Origin of the sequence: Pantoea vagans, from assembly GCF_001506165.1 — a bacterium.
In the GTDB taxonomy this organism is placed as follows: Bacteria; Pseudomonadota; Gammaproteobacteria; order Enterobacterales; family Enterobacteriaceae; genus Pantoea; species Pantoea vagans_C.
In genome coordinates this window covers 3866176-3879701 of sequence record NZ_CP011427.1, presented here as the reverse complement: position 1 = coordinate 3879701, position 13526 = coordinate 3866176, and the positions used below count along the sequence as shown (strand labels likewise).

The 13526-nt window shown below is 54.7% G+C and carries 14 protein-coding genes; 12 read left to right on the top strand and 2 right to left on the bottom strand.

Features of this window, described 5'->3' with window-relative positions; genetic code table 11:
- Positions 1-71 precede the first annotated feature (71 nt).
- The 9 genes from LK04_RS17965 to tatD all read left to right on the top strand — a co-directional run bounded on the left by LK04_RS17965 (position 72) and on the right by tatD (position 8586).
- On the top strand, positions 72-1352 hold the full coding sequence (locus LK04_RS17965; protein ID WP_039329263.1) for a tetratricopeptide repeat protein: 1281 nt from the start codon (positions 72-74) through the stop codon (positions 1350-1352).
- 116 nt (positions 1353-1468) lie between these two features.
- On the top strand, positions 1469-2980 hold the full coding sequence (gene rmuC / locus LK04_RS17960) for a DNA recombination protein RmuC (RefSeq protein ID WP_039329264.1): 1512 nt from the start codon (positions 1469-1471) through the stop codon (positions 2978-2980).
- Positions 2981-3055: 75 nt separating this feature from the next.
- On the top strand, positions 3056-3814 hold the full coding sequence (gene ubiE / locus LK04_RS17955) for a bifunctional demethylmenaquinone methyltransferase/2-methoxy-6-polyprenyl-1,4-benzoquinol methylase UbiE (protein ID WP_039329266.1): 759 nt from the start codon (positions 3056-3058) through the stop codon (positions 3812-3814).
- Positions 3815-3820: 6 nt separating this feature from the next.
- Positions 3821-4426, top strand: a complete 606-nt coding sequence (gene ubiJ / locus LK04_RS17950; RefSeq protein ID WP_039329268.1) for a ubiquinone biosynthesis protein UbiJ — start codon at positions 3821-3823, stop codon at positions 4424-4426.
- The gene (ubiB, locus tag LK04_RS17945) at positions 4423-6060 is read left to right on the top strand and encodes a ubiquinone biosynthesis regulatory protein kinase UbiB (protein ID WP_039329269.1); all 1638 of its coding nucleotides are present in this window, start codon (positions 4423-4425) and stop codon (positions 6058-6060) included. Before ubiJ ends, ubiB begins: the two co-directional genes overlap by 4 nt.
- Positions 6061-6170: 110 nt before the next feature.
- Positions 6171-6416, top strand: coding sequence for a Sec-independent protein translocase subunit TatA (gene tatA, locus LK04_RS17940; RefSeq protein ID WP_038643775.1), 246 nt, complete (start codon positions 6171-6173; stop codon positions 6414-6416).
- A 9-nt stretch (positions 6417-6425) separates the two neighbouring features.
- Positions 6426-6956: a Sec-independent protein translocase protein TatB gene (tatB, locus tag LK04_RS17935; RefSeq protein ID WP_039329271.1), complete on the top strand. Its 531-nt coding sequence runs from the start codon at positions 6426-6428 to the stop codon at positions 6954-6956.
- Positions 6957-6958: 2 nt separating this feature from the next.
- Entirely contained in the window at positions 6959-7720 is a 762-nt protein-coding gene (gene tatC, locus LK04_RS17930) for a Sec-independent protein translocase subunit TatC (RefSeq protein ID WP_039329272.1), read from the top strand.
- An 83-nt stretch (positions 7721-7803) separates the two neighbouring features.
- Positions 7804-8586, top strand: a complete 783-nt coding sequence (gene tatD / locus LK04_RS17925; RefSeq protein ID WP_039329274.1) for a 3'-5' ssDNA/RNA exonuclease TatD — start codon at positions 7804-7806, stop codon at positions 8584-8586.
- On the opposite strand, the gene rfaH is transcribed toward tatD, so the two are convergent.
- Entirely contained in the window at positions 8583-9071 is a 489-nt protein-coding gene (gene rfaH / locus LK04_RS17920) for a transcription/translation regulatory transformer protein RfaH (protein ID WP_039329275.1), read from the bottom strand. The genes tatD and rfaH overlap by 4 nt on opposite strands.
- A gap of 215 nt (positions 9072-9286) precedes the next feature.
- Here rfaH and pepE point away from each other — a divergent pair, with 215 nt between their 5' ends.
- Genes pepE through fre form a run of 3 tightly spaced genes read left to right on the top strand, consistent with a single transcriptional unit; the run spans position 9287 to position 12284 of the window.
- Positions 9287-10018: a dipeptidase PepE gene (pepE, locus tag LK04_RS17915; RefSeq protein ID WP_039329295.1), complete on the top strand. Its 732-nt coding sequence runs from the start codon at positions 9287-9289 to the stop codon at positions 10016-10018.
- A gap of 49 nt (positions 10019-10067) precedes the next feature.
- The gene (ubiD, locus tag LK04_RS17910; protein ID WP_039329276.1) at positions 10068-11552 is read left to right on the top strand and encodes a 4-hydroxy-3-polyprenylbenzoate decarboxylase; all 1485 of its coding nucleotides are present in this window, start codon (positions 10068-10070) and stop codon (positions 11550-11552) included.
- A 30-nt stretch (positions 11553-11582) separates the two neighbouring features.
- Positions 11583-12284, top strand: coding sequence for an NAD(P)H-flavin reductase (gene fre, locus LK04_RS17905; RefSeq protein WP_039329278.1), 702 nt, complete (start codon positions 11583-11585; stop codon positions 12282-12284).
- A 71-nt stretch (positions 12285-12355) separates the two neighbouring features.
- Here the strand turns inward: fre and fadA are convergent, their stop codons facing one another.
- Positions 12356-13519 carry an acetyl-CoA C-acyltransferase FadA gene (gene fadA, locus LK04_RS17900; RefSeq protein ID WP_039329296.1) on the bottom strand — a complete coding sequence of 388 codons (1164 nt, stop codon included), beginning with the start codon at positions 13517-13519 and terminating at the stop codon, positions 12356-12358.
- Positions 13520-13526: the final 7 nt, after the last annotated feature.

Here is a 13526-nt window from a genome sequence, read left to right as displayed (position 1 = left end):
CGGACTTATAGGGATCTCAGCAATTGCCTGATTAAATTGCGCACAATTTCAGCTGATTCTGAGAACAAACTATGCGCAAAACGGTTTCTGCTCCTCGTCCTGCCCTGGTAAACCCTGCCGCTGCGGCGCAATCACGTATTGAAGGTGTTGCAGCGCGTTTTCGTCAGGCCATGGCGGCCTCTGATTTTCCCGTTGCATGCCGGTGCTGTGAAGAAGTGCTGCGCGTCATGCCCCACAACATGCAGGTGCTGAGCGACTATGCACTAACGCTGATGCGGATCGGGGATTACAAAAAATCCTACAAGACCTATCAAAAAATCTACCAGGCGCCAGCCGCGCAGCGTGCGCAGGCTTCTGAAACCTGGCTCGATGGCTTAACTGAAGTGTGTGGATGGCTGGGAAAACCGGAAGAAGTGGCCCGTTATGGCCGGGAATCGCTGGAAAAATCAGATGCGATTTTCCGCCAGGGCAACAAGGTGGCTTTTCCTGTGGGAACACCACCGCCGTATAATCCTGGCAGTCCCAACGAAAACATCATCTCTTTCAGCCTGTATGGTGGGCAGCCGCGCTATTGCGAAACGCTGATCAAAAATATCGACGTCGCCCGCGAGCTGTATCCCAGCTGGATCTGCCGGGTTTATCTCGACGATAGCGTGCCGCCGCATGTCTGGCAGCGTCTGAAGCAGCCCAATACCCAGCTGGTGGATATGTCGCACGAGAAAACCATTTTCCCGACGCTATGGCGCTTCCTGGTAATGGATGACCCCAGCGTCAAACGCTATATCGTGCGTGACGCGGACTCTTTGCTCTCTGAACGTGAAGTAGCGGCAGTGGATGCCTGGCTTGCCTCGCCTTACTGGTTCCACCATATGCGCGACTATTTCACCCATACCGAACTTTTGCTGGCGGGGATGTGGGGCGGCTGTCACGGCGTGTTCCACAACGTTGAGCAGCAGATGCGGGATTTTATTGTGCAGTACAGCGGCAGTGAACGTTTCACCGATCAGTACTTCCTCAAAGTGGCGCTGTGGCCGACGGTACGAGAAAGTGTGTTGAATCATGATGATTTGTTCCAGTTTCATCATGCACAGGCATGGCCCGCGCATCCGCCGATTCGCTGGCAGACCGACCGCTTCCATGTTGGCAGTAATGCCGGATTTTCCAGCATGGCGGGTAAAGTCGAAAACGTGACCGACGGCTGGCAGCAGATTGAGCTGACCTGTGATGGGCAAAGCTGGCGCTATCCCGCCAAGGTCAAAGACAGCGAATGGATGCTGCCAATGCCATTTTTCCTGATTGATGCATGGAAAGCGGGGGAATTGACGGTAAAAGCACTGCCAGTCAGTGACTGAAGCCAGTCAATCAAACCAACGCGCCTGCGACTCGAAACCGAAGGCGTAAATCGGTCTGGACATTTATACAGTAGCATTTTACCTTTTCCCCCAGCGAATCGATCCGCGGGGGAATTATGGATCAGCAACTTATCATCAGCGGCGCGCTGGCGCTGGCCGGATTGGGCATTGGCTGGATACTGGCCCAATTGCGCGCTGGTCAACAGCACGCCAGCTTCACCACCGAGCGGCGCCTGCTGGAAGAGGCGCAGCAGCGTCAGCAGCAACAGCATGAGTATCTGCAGCAGCAAATCCAGCAGCGCGAACAAGAGTTGCGCCAACTGCACGGTGCGCTCAGCGGAGCACAGGAAAGACTGCAACAGCTTGATTACTGGCGCGGTGAAAGCGAGCAGCTTAGCCGGGAGTTGCGTAATCAGCTGGAAGTGAACAGTGCGCAGGAAGCAGAATTGCGCGAAGTCACTATACGTCTGGAAGAGACGCGCTATGGCGCGGAGGAGAAGCAGCGCTTGCTGACCAACAGCGAGCAGCGTCTCAGCGCTCAGTTTGAAAATCTCGCCAATCGCATTTTTGAAAACAGCGGGCGTCGCGTTGATGAGCAAAATCGCCAAAGCCTCAACAGCCTGATTGGCCCGCTGCGCGAACAGCTGGATGGTTTTCGGCGTCAGGTACATGACAGCTTTGGCCAGGAAGCGCGTGAACGTCATACGCTGGCGCATGAAATCCGTCAGTTACAGCAGCTGAATGTGCAGATGGCACAGGAAGCGGTGAACCTGACCAAAGCATTAAAAGGCGATAACAAAATTCAGGGTAACTGGGGCGAAGTGGTATTGGCTCGGGTACTGGAAGCCTCAGGGCTGCGTGAAGGCCACGAGTATGAGTCGCAGGTCAGCGTGCAGCTGGAGCAGCAGGGCAGGATGCAACCGGATGTCATCGTGCGGCTGCCACAGGGCAAGGATGTGGTGATTGATGCCAAGATGACGTTGATCGCCTATGAACGCTATTTCAACGCGGAAGATGAAGCCACGCGCGAGCAGGCCATTCAGGAACACGTCAGCGCCATGCGTGGTCATATCCGCTTGCTGGGGCGAAAAGATTATCAACAATTGCCCGGTTTACGCTCTCTGGATTATGTGTTGATGTTTATTCCGGTTGAGCCGGCGTTCTTGTTAGCGATCGATCGCCAGCCAGAGCTGATCAGCGAAGCTCTGCAGCAAAACATCATGTTAGTCAGCCCAACAACCTTGCTGGTGGCGCTGCGTACCATCAACAACTTGTGGCGTTATGAGCATCAGAGCCGTAACGCCCAACGTATCGCCGACCGCGCTGCGCGGCTGTACGACAAGATGCGACTGTTTGTGGATGATATGAGTGGCATTGGTCACAACCTCGATAAAGCCCAGCAAAGTTACCAGCAGGCGATGAAGAAGCTGGCGGAAGGGCGCGGTAACCTGATTGCGCAAAGTGAGGCTTTCCGATCGCTCGGCGTGGAGATCAAACGGCCGATTAATCCTCAGTTGGTAGAGCAAGCGCAGCCGGAGGAGGCGGACGAGGATTGGGCCGATGACAGTGAGCCCGATGAAAAGCCAGCAGATTCTTCACCTGCTTCGCTGCGCCGCATCAACGAATAGCACGGTGGTCACGTGCTCGCGTAGCGTGACTCTGATACACTTCGGCAAGAATTGTTTGTGGAACAGGTAAACCCGATGGCAGATGAATCACAGCAGGAAACTACTCATTTTGGCTTTAAGACCGTCGCGAAAAGCGAAAAGGCCGATAAAGTCGCGGACGTGTTTCATTCCGTAGCGGCAAAATATGACCTGATGAACGATCTGATGTCGTTTGGCATCCATCGTGTCTGGAAGCGTTTTACGATTGACAGCAGCGGCGTGCGCCGTGGTCAACGTGTATTGGATCTGGCCGGTGGCACCGGTGATTTAACGGCGAAATTCTCCCGCCTGGTGGGTGAAACCGGTCAGGTGGTGTTAGCGGACATCAACAGCTCGATGCTGAAAATGGGCCGTGAGAAGTTGCGCAACATGGGCGTGTCAGGCAACGTCAGCTATGTGCAGGCTAACGCTGAAGCATTGCCGTTCCCGGATAACTATTTCGATTGCATCACCATCTCGTTCGGCCTGCGTAACGTCACCGAAAAAGAGAAGGCGCTGGCATCGATGTTCCGCGTGCTGAAGCCGGGTGGTCGTCTGCTGGTGCTGGAGTTCTCTAAACCGGTGCTGGAACCGCTGAGCAAAGCCTACGATACCTATTCATTCCACATTTTGCCGCGTATCGGCCAACTGGTGGCGCAGGATGCGGAAAGCTATCGCTACCTGGCAGAATCCATTCGTATGCATCCCGATCAGGAAACCCTGAAAGCGATGATGAACGATGCCGGCTTTGAAAATACCACCTATTTCAACATGACCGGCGGTATTGTGGCGCTGCATCGCGGCTTTAAGTTCTGATTAATCATGACTTTTACCCCGATTATTACCGGCGGTCTTGAGACCGCCCTCAATCGTGTTCTCTATCGCGATCGTAGTTTGAAAGCTGCGCGCCAGCGTCTGGCGGGCAAAGTGTTAACGCTGCGCCTGCAAGAGCTGGATTTCCCGCTGGTGCTGGTGTTCAGCGAATCACAGCTGGATGTGCTGAGTGACTGGCAAGACAGCAGCGATTGCAGCGTCAGTCTGCGCTTGAGCACTCTGCCGAAGCTGCGCGATCGTCAGCAACTCACCAGCCTGATCCGCAGCGGTGAGCTGGACGTAGAAGGCGATCTGCAGGTGGTGCAGCAGTTTTCTGCATTGATGGATCTTGCTGAACTCGACCCAGCAGAGTATCTCGCACCCTGGATTGGCGATATTGCAGCGCAGGGCGTGAGCCAGGCTGCACAGCATGCGTTGAAATTCGTGCAGAAGCAGGTTACGCGTCGGCAGGACTATCTTGGCCAGGTATTGACTGAAGAGTGGCGTGTCGCGCCGGGCGCATTAGAACTTGCCTGGTTCTGCGAGGAGGTCGAAGCGATGGAACGTTCGCTTAATGCGTTTGAAACGCGTTTAGCACAGCTGGAGGCGAAATGACGCTGGGAGAAATTCGGCGCTTATACTTCATTATCAAGATCTTCCTGACCTACGGTCTTGATGAACTGATCCCCCACATGCGCATCACGTTGCCGCTGCGAATCTGGCGACGCTGTATTTTCTGGATCCCCAACAAACACAAAAATGATTCAACGGGCGTGCGCATTCGTCTGGCAATGGAGCAGCTCGGTCCGGTGTGGATCAAGTTCGGTCAAATGCTCTCAACGCGCCGGGATCTTTTCCCACCGGCGATTGCCGATGAGCTGGCGGTATTGCAGGACCGAGTGGCCCCCTTTGATGGCCTAAAAGCGAAAGAGCAGATTGAGCGCTCGATTGGTGGCCCGGTGGAGACCTGGTTTGATGATTTTGACATTAAGCCGCTGGCTTCCGCTTCAATTGCGCAGGTGCACACCGCCACGTTGAAATCCAACGGTCGCGAAGTGGTGATCAAAGTGATCCGCCCTGACATCCTGCCGGTGATCAAAGCGGACATGAAGCTGATTTATCGCATGGCGCGTTGGGTGCCGCGTCTGTTGCCGGATGGTCGTCGTCTGCGCCCGGTTGAAGTGGTGCGCGATTACGAAAAAACGCTGCTTGATGAACTCAATCTGCTGCGCGAAGCAGCGAATGCGATTCAGCTGCGTCGAAACTTTGAACAGAGCCACATGCTGTATGTGCCGGAAGTTTTCTCCGATTACTGCAGCGAATCCATGATGGTGATGGAGCGTATTTACGGCATCCCGATTTCCGATGTGGCGGCGCTGGAGCAGCATGGCGTCAATATGAAGATTCTGGCAGAACGCGGTGTGCAGGTGTTCTTCACCCAGGTTTTCCGCGACAGCTTCTTCCATGCCGACATGCATCCGGGCAACATCTTTGTCAGTTATGACCATCCTGAAGATCCGCAATATATCGGCATTGATTGCGGCATCGTCGGCTCGCTAAATAAAGAAGATAAACGTTATTTGGCAGAAAACTTTATCGCCTTCTTCAATCGTGACTACCGCAAAGTCGCCGAATTGCATGTGGATTCAGGCTGGGTACCGCCAGATACCAATGTCGAAGATTTCGAATTCGCTATCCGAACGGTGTGCGAACCGATCTTCGAGAAGCCACTGGCAGAGATCTCATTTGGACACGTGCTGTTGAACCTGTTCAACACCGCACGTCGCTTCAACATGGAAGTGCAGCCCCAGCTGGTGCTGTTGCAAAAAACCTTGCTGTATATCGAAGGCATTGGTCGTCAGCTTTATCCGCAGCTGGATTTGTGGAAAACCGCTAAGCCATTTCTTGAAGACTGGATTAAAGATCAGATTGGCATTCCGGCCATTTTGCGCGCAGTCAAAGACAAGGCGCCTTTCTGGGCCGAGAAGCTGCCAGAGCTGCCTGAATTGTTCTATGACAGCATGCGTCAGCATAAATTATTGCAGCACAGTGTCGATAAGCTGGTGAGCGACATGAACGCACAGCGCACACGTCATCACAAGGCACGTTATCTGTTTGGGGTAGGGGCTACACTGTTATTAAGTGGCACCGCAGTGCTGTTAAGTCGACCTGACTGGGATTTCTTCCCCGCGCTTTTAATGGCCGCTGGCATCGTGACCTGGCTTATCGGCTGGCGTAAGACAAACTGATTGTCTGCCTGGTGCAAATCGCGTAATGTCGCAAGCTAAAGCCCGAATTCATACGGGCTTTCTGTGCGTTACATTCAATAGTTTTTCACAGAATATTAGAGGCATATCTCATGGGCGGTATCAGTATTTGGCAATTGTTAATCATTGCCGTCATTGTTGTACTTCTGTTCGGTACCAATAAACTTCGCAACCTGGGTTCGGATTTAGGTTCTTCCATTCGTGGCTTCAAAAAAGCCATGGGCGATGAAGACGATAAAAAGGATCAACCGAAAGAGCAGGACGCTGACTTCAACGCCAAAACTCTGGCAGACAAACAGCAAACCTCGGCGAGCAAAGACGACGCCCGAGACAAGTAAGGGTTAACTGTGTTCGATATTGGTTTTAGTGAACTGGTATTGGTGTTCGTTATTGGGCTGATCGTACTGGGCCCACAACGATTACCGGTTGCGGTGAAAACCGTCGTGGGCTGGATTCGAGCGATTCGTTCCCTGGCTGCTAACGTGCAAAACGAACTGGCGCAGGAGCTGAAACTGCAGGAATTGCAGGACAGCCTGAAAAAAGTCGAAGAAGCAGGCCGCGGCTCGTTGTCGCCGGAGCTGAAAGAGTCCATGGAAGAACTGCGTAAAACTGCGGACTCGATGAAACGCTCTGTGCAGCAAAGTATCGATATCGAGAAAGCGGAAGATGAAGCCAACACCATTCATCAATCGCAGCCTGTTGCCGCGCAACCTGCTACCTCTCCTCAACCTGGGGTGACCCCGGCATCCGCAGAGCAGCAGGCCAGTGCACCGGCGCAGGCACCTCAACCTGTGACAACGGCGCCAGCGGAGACAGCGGCACCCGCCAGTGCTCCGCACAATACGACGCCGACACCCACCGTAAAAGATGAACGATAAACATGGCCGTTGAAGATACCCAACCGCTCATCAGCCACCTGATTGAGCTGCGTAAGCGTTTGTTGAACTGCATTATTGCGGTGTTTGCTATCTTTTTGTGCCTGGTCTACTTCGCTAACGACATCTACCACTTGGTGGCATCACCGCTGATCAGCCAAATGCCGGCCGGTGCCAGTATGATCGCCACCGATGTGGCATCACCGTTCTTTACTCCGATAAAGCTCACCATCATTGTTTCGGTCTTTCTTGCCGTGCCGGTGATCCTTTATCAGGTATGGGCATTTGTGGCGCCTGCGCTGTATCGCCATGAACGTAAGCTGGTCATGCCGTTGCTGTTCTCCAGTACGCTGCTGTTCTACGTGGGTGTGGCCTTTGCCTACTTCATCGTCTTCCCGCTGGCGTTTGGCTTCTTTGCCAAGACCGCACCGCAAGGTGTGACTATCGCGACCGATATCACCAACTACCTCGACTTCGTTATGACCATTTTCATGGCGTTTGGCGTGGCGTTTGAAGTCCCGATTGCGATTGTGCTGCTTTGCTGGACGGGTATTACCTCACCGGAAGATTTGAAAAAGAAACGTCCTTATATGCTGGTTGGCGCATTCGTGGTTGGAATGTTGCTCACACCGCCGGATGTTTTCTCGCAAACTTTGCTCGCTATTCCGATGTACTGCCTGTTTGAAGTCGGCGTATTCTTCTCCCGCTACTATGTGGGAAAAGGTCGCAAAGCGTCAGAGGACGAGGAACAGAACACTGAATCCTGATGTCTTTTGAGCAGGGCTTCCCGTCAGCGAGCGGGTGAATCAATCGAAACCGCCCTCTGGGCGGTTTTTATTTGGGAGAAAACATGTTTGATATCGGTGTAAACCTGACCAGCACGCAATTCGCAAAAGATCGCGAGCAGGTTGTGAAACGTGCGCGCGAAGCAGGCGTCACCGGCCTGTTAATTACCGGAACTAATGCCCTGGAGAGCCAACAGGCGCGCCAGTTAGCGGCACTGCATCCAGGTTACTGCTGGTCCACGGCCGGGGTGCATCCTCATCACGCCAGTGAATGGTCGGCAGAGACAGCGAATACGCTACGTCGTCTGGCCGAGAGCGAGCAGGTGGTGGCGATTGGGGAGTGCGGTCTCGATTTTAATCGCAACCTGGCCGCTCACGATCAACAAGAGTATGCGTTTGATGCACAGCTGGCGCTGGCGGCAGAATTGCAGTTGCCGGTATTTCTGCACTGTCGGGAAGCGCACGACCGTTTCGCGGCTGTGCTGGAGCCGTGGCTGCCAAAATTAGTGGGAGCAGTGGTGCATTGCTTTACCGGTACGCGCGAGGAACTGGAATCCTGCCTGGCTCTGGGCTTATCGGTGGGCATTACCGGCTGGGTGTGCGATGAACGGCGTGGCATGGAACTGCGTGAATTGTTACCGCTGATTCCCTCTGATCGTCTGCTGCTGGAAACCGACGCGCCGTATTTGCTCCCGCGCGATATGCATCCACGCCCCCCTTCACGTCGTAATGAACCCTGCTTCCTGCCGCATATTGTGCAGCAAGTGGCAAACTGGCGTGGGGAAGAGGCGGAAGCGTTAGGCTTGCAGGTGGATAGCAACGCGCGCCAACTGTTTAAGCTGGCTTAGACCTTACGGAACTGTTTGTTGTCGACGCTGCGCATTACTTGTTTGTTCAGCAAATTTAGCAGCAATACCGAGCGTGTCTCGCCATCGGGTTCGGCAAAGATGGCGCGCAGCCCTTCAAAGGTGCCTTCGGTGATGATCACTTCATCACCGCTTTGTGGCGTTTCCGGGTCCAGCATAATTTGCGGCACATCGGTTTGCAGCGCTTCGATCACTTCACTGGATACGGTGGCCGGTTGCGCACCAAAGCGCACGAAGTGGCTGACGCCGCGCGTGCTGCTGATTGTGGTGGTGTGAATCGCTTCGGGGTCAAACTCGATAAACAGATAGTTTGGAAACAGCGGCTCACTCACCGTGGTGCGTTTGCCGCGCACAATCTTCTCCAGAGCGATCATTGGGCTGAGGCAATTCACCTCTTGCCGCTCAAGATGCTCTTTCGCGCGCAACAGCTGTCCACGTTTGCAATAGAGTAAGTACCAGGATTCCATAACTGCTCCCAAATATTGGACGCTAAGAATAACAAACCTGCTGTCAGAGTTATAGCGCATCGGCCAGCGGAAACGCGGCTGAGAAATAAAAATCACTACGAATTTTCCGATTGGTGCGGCTTATTAACGCTTTCTTGCAAGAAAATTGACGGCTGATGACCATCTGTATCAGACTCCCTCTCCATCTTTCGCATGAATTTGAAAAGGGCTGGCTGATGGAACTGTTCTTGTTGAGTAATGGCAAAGTGGCTGATGATGCGCCTTTGCTGAGCTACGCACACCCGCAACTGCACGCCATGATCGCGCAGCGGGGCATTACCTCGGCGGTGCTGGTGCCGTATGCCATCATTCGTGGTGATCACGCGCAGCGCGCGCAAGACTTATCCGACTCTCTGGGCATTCAGGTGCGTACCGTGCACGAATTCTCCTCGCCGGTGGCGGCGATTGAACAGGCGGAGTTAATCCTGGTGAGCGGTGGCAATACCTGGTTCCTCAATCAGATGCTGCATGAACAAGGTCTGATTGTGGCGATTCAGCGTGCGGTACGTGAGCGTGATGTGCCTTACGTGGGCTGGAGCGCCGGTTGTAATGTCGCCACACCTTCGATTCGCACCACCAACGATATGCCGGTGCGCAGCAGCGTGGTGTTGCCTGCGTTGGGCTTGTTCCCGGTACAGATCAATCCGCACTATTTGGATGCGCACGTCAGTGGCCATATGGGCGAAACCCGTGACGAGCGTCTGGCCGAGTTCTGCGCGGTTAATCCGCATGAGTCGGTGATTGCGCTGCGTGAAGCCAGTTTCCTGCACGTGAGTGAAAACCGCCTGCGTTACTACAGCGCACGTGGTGAAGATTTTAAAGTTTTCCGTCATGGCGAGCCTGTCGCGGCGTATCACGATGTGCTGGCGATTCAATCGCTGGTGCCATTCTCCTGTCAGCCCGTTTAATGTTTGGGTATATACTTCCCGATTCACTTTGGCCGGAAGCTAACGCCGCATGAAATATCAGGATTTACGAGACTTCCTCGCGTTGCTTGAGCAGCGAGGCGAGCTAAAGCGCATCACTCAGGAAATCGATCCTGAGCTGGAGATGACTGAAATTGCCGATCGCACCCTCCGTGCGGGTGGCCCGGCACTGCTGTTTGAGAACCCTAAAGGGTACGACATGCCGGTGCTGTGTAATCTGTTCGGTACGCCAAAACGTGTGGCGATGGGCATGGGCCAGGAAGAGGTCAGTGCCCTGCGAGAAGTGGGTAAACTGCTGGCGTTCCTGAAAGAACCCGAGCCACCAAAAGGTTTCCGCGATCTGTTCGACAAGATGCCGCAGTTCAAGCAAGTGCTAAATATGCCGACCAAGCGTCTGCGTAATGCGCCGTGTCAGGAAGAGGTATTTAGCGGCGATGATGTCGATCTGTCGCGTATTCCGGTAATGAAATGCTGGCCGGGTGATGCGGCACCGCTGATCACCTGGGGCCTCACCGTGACGCGTGGACCGCACAAAGAGCGCCAGAACCTCGGCATCTATCGCCAGCAGGTGATCGGTAAGAATCGCGTTATCATGCGTTGGTTGTCCCATCGCGGCGGCGCACTGGATTTCCAGGAGTGGTGTAAAGCCCATCCCGGCGAGCGTTTCCCCGTCTCGGTAGCGCTGGGGGCCGATCCCGCGACGATTCTCGGTGCCGTGACGCCAGTGCCTGACACGCTGTCCGAATACGCTTTTGCCGGTTTACTGCGCGGCAACAAAACCGAAGTCGTGAAGTGCTTGTCCAACGACCTGGAAGTGCCGGCGAGTGCGGAAATCGTGCTGGAAGGTTATATCGAGCCTGGCGACATGGCACCTGAAGGCCCTTACGGCGATCACACGGGCTACTACAATGAAGTAGATAGTTTCCCGGTATTTACCGTGACGCACGTAACGCAGCGACGTAACCCGATTTATCACTCGACTTACACCGGTCGTCCACCGGATGAACCTGCGGTGTTAGGCGTTGCGCTGAATGAAGTGCTGGTGCCGATTCTGATCAAGCAGTTCCCGGAGATTGTTGATTTCTATCTGCCGCCTGAAGGCTGTTCTTATCGCCTCGCGGTGGTGACGATAAAGAAACAGTATGCCGGCCATGCCAAGCGCGTGATGTTTGGCGTCTGGTCTTTCCTGCGCCAGTTTATGTACACCAAGTTTGTGATTGTGTGCGATGACGATGTTAACGCACGCGACTGGAACGATGTGATTTGGGCCATTACGACACGTATGGATCCGGCGCGCGATACCGTGATGGTGGAGAACACGCCTATCGACTATCTTGATTTCGCCTCACCGGTTTCCGGTTTGGGCTCGAAGATGGGGCTCGATGCCACCAACAAGTGGCCTGGTGAAACCACCCGTGAGTGGGGGACGCCGATTGTCAAAGATCCGGCCGTCACCGCGCGCATTGACGCAATTTGGGATGAGTTAGCTATCTTTGCCGAGCCGCCGCAGCGCTAACGGCGGCCAGAACCATAAAAAAGGGCACCTATGACGACGTTAAGCTGCAAAGTCACTTCGGTTGAAGCGATTACGGATACGGTATTCCGCGTCCGATTGATTCCAGCAGCGGATTTCAGCTTCCGCGCGGGACAGTATCTGATGGTGGTAATGGATGAGCGTGACAAGCGCCCGTTTTCACTGGCTTCAACGCCGATGGAAAAGGACATCATCGAGCTGCACATCGGCGCATCTGACCTCAATCTCTATGCCATGGCGGTGATGGATCGCATCAAAAACGATCGTCAAATCACCGTGGACATGCCGCATGGCGATGCCTGGCTGCGAGAAGAGAGTGATCGCCCGATCATTTTGATTGCCGGTGGCACGGGTTTCTCTTATGCACGTTCCATTCTGCTGACGGCGCTGGCCCAGCAGCCAGAGCGCGATATCGCCATTTACTGGGGTGGACGTGAATTGATGCATCTCTACGATCTGGATGAGCTGAATGCGCTGGCGGTGAAGCATCCTAATCTGAAGGTGATCCCGGTCGTCGAGCAGCCAGCGGAAGGTTGGGAAGGTCGCAGTGGCACGGTGTTGACTGCCGTGATGCAGGATTACACGACCCTTAGCGAGCACGACATCTATATCGCTGGTCGTTTTGAGATGGCGAAGATTGCACGCGAGCGTTTCTGTGCGGAGCGCGGTGCGGTAGAAGCGCAGATGTTCGGCGATGCGTTTGCGTTTATCTAAAGTCATCAGCGTACGATAAATCACGCCGCTCACCCTGTAGCGGCGCGATTCATCGTGCTGATGGCAACTGATTAAACCCGTTCAAACACCGTCGCAATGCCCTGACCTAGACCAATGCACATGGTCGCCAGACCAAAGTGCGCATCACGGCGTTCCATCAGATTCAGCAGCGTGGTGCTGATTCGCGCGCCAGAGCATCCCAACGGATGGCCCAGAGCAATGGCGCCGCCGTTCAGATTCACTTTCTCATCCAACTGATCCAGCAGCCCCAAATCCTTAATGCACGGCAGCGTCTGCGCGGCAAAGGCTTCGTTAAGCTCAAACAGGTCGATATCTTGCACGCTTAATCCTGCCCGTTTCAGCGCCAGCTTACTGGCGGGAACCGGACCGTAACCCATGATGGAGGGATCGCAACCCACCACGGCCATGCTGCGAATGCGTGCACGTGGTGTCAGGCCGAGTTCTCTGGCACGGCTTTCGCTCATGATCAGCATCGCGGCAGCGCCGTCAGAGAGTGCAGAGGAGGTGCCCGCTGTCACAGTGCCGTTGACCGGATCGAATGCCGGACGCAGCGCGGCTAATCCTTCCAGCGTGGTATCTTCGCGGATCACTTCATCGATGTCATAGCGCTTCAGTACGCCATCCGCATCGTGGCCGTATGTGGGCACAATCTCACGTTTGAAGTCACCGCGCTGTGTAGCAGCCCAGGCGCGCTGATGCGAACGCAAGGCAAAGGCATCCTGCTGCTCACGTTTAATGTGGTGCATACGTGCCAGCATTTCAGCAGTTAATCCCATCATGCCCGCCGCTTTCGCAACGGTGCGGCCTAAGCCAGGATGGAAATCAACGCCGTGATTCATCGGCACATGGCCCATATGCTCGACGCCGCCGATCAGACAGCTGTGCGCATCGCCGACCATAATGGCGCGCGCGGCGTCGTGCAGTGCCTGCATCGATGAACCGCACAGACGATTGACGGTGCTGGCCGGGACGCGGTGAGGAATCTCCGCCAGCAACGCCGCGTTACGTGCAATGTTGAAGCCCTGTTCCAGCGTTTGCTGGACACAGCCCCAGATGATGTCGTCCAGCGCTGCGGGATCGACACCAGGATTGCGGCTCAGCAGTTCGCGCATCAGATGCGCAGAGAGATCTTCCGCGCGCACCTGACGAAACGCACCGCCTTTGGAACGGCCCATGGGTGTGCGTACCGCATCAACAATCACTACATTTTCCATTTTGTTC

Coding starts and splice junctions, on each gene's coding strand:
- ubiD (WP_039329276.1), top strand. CDS start 10,068: ATGAAATATCAGGATTTACGAGACTTCCTCGCGTTGCTTGAGCAGCGA.
- tatD (WP_039329274.1), top strand. CDS start 7,804: ATGTTTGATATCGGTGTAAACCTGACCAGCACGCAATTCGCAAAAGAT.
- tatC (WP_039329272.1), top strand. CDS start 6,959: ATGGCCGTTGAAGATACCCAACCGCTCATCAGCCACCTGATTGAGCTG.
- fadA (WP_039329296.1), bottom strand. CDS start 13,519: ATGGAAAATGTAGTGATTGTTGATGCGGTACGCACACCCATGGGCCGT.
- LK04_RS17965 (WP_039329263.1), top strand. CDS start 72: ATGCGCAAAACGGTTTCTGCTCCTCGTCCTGCCCTGGTAAACCCTGCC.
- tatA (WP_038643775.1), top strand. CDS start 6,171: ATGGGCGGTATCAGTATTTGGCAATTGTTAATCATTGCCGTCATTGTT.
- ubiE (WP_039329266.1), top strand. CDS start 3,056: ATGGCAGATGAATCACAGCAGGAAACTACTCATTTTGGCTTTAAGACC.
- rfaH (WP_039329275.1), bottom strand. CDS start 9,071: ATGGAATCCTGGTACTTACTCTATTGCAAACGTGGACAGCTGTTGCGC.
- fre (WP_039329278.1), top strand. CDS start 11,583: ATGACGACGTTAAGCTGCAAAGTCACTTCGGTTGAAGCGATTACGGAT.
- ubiJ (WP_039329268.1), top strand. CDS start 3,821: ATGACTTTTACCCCGATTATTACCGGCGGTCTTGAGACCGCCCTCAAT.
- pepE (WP_039329295.1), top strand. CDS start 9,287: ATGGAACTGTTCTTGTTGAGTAATGGCAAAGTGGCTGATGATGCGCCT.
- ubiB (WP_039329269.1), top strand. CDS start 4,423: ATGACGCTGGGAGAAATTCGGCGCTTATACTTCATTATCAAGATCTTC.
- rmuC (WP_039329264.1), top strand. CDS start 1,469: ATGGATCAGCAACTTATCATCAGCGGCGCGCTGGCGCTGGCCGGATTG.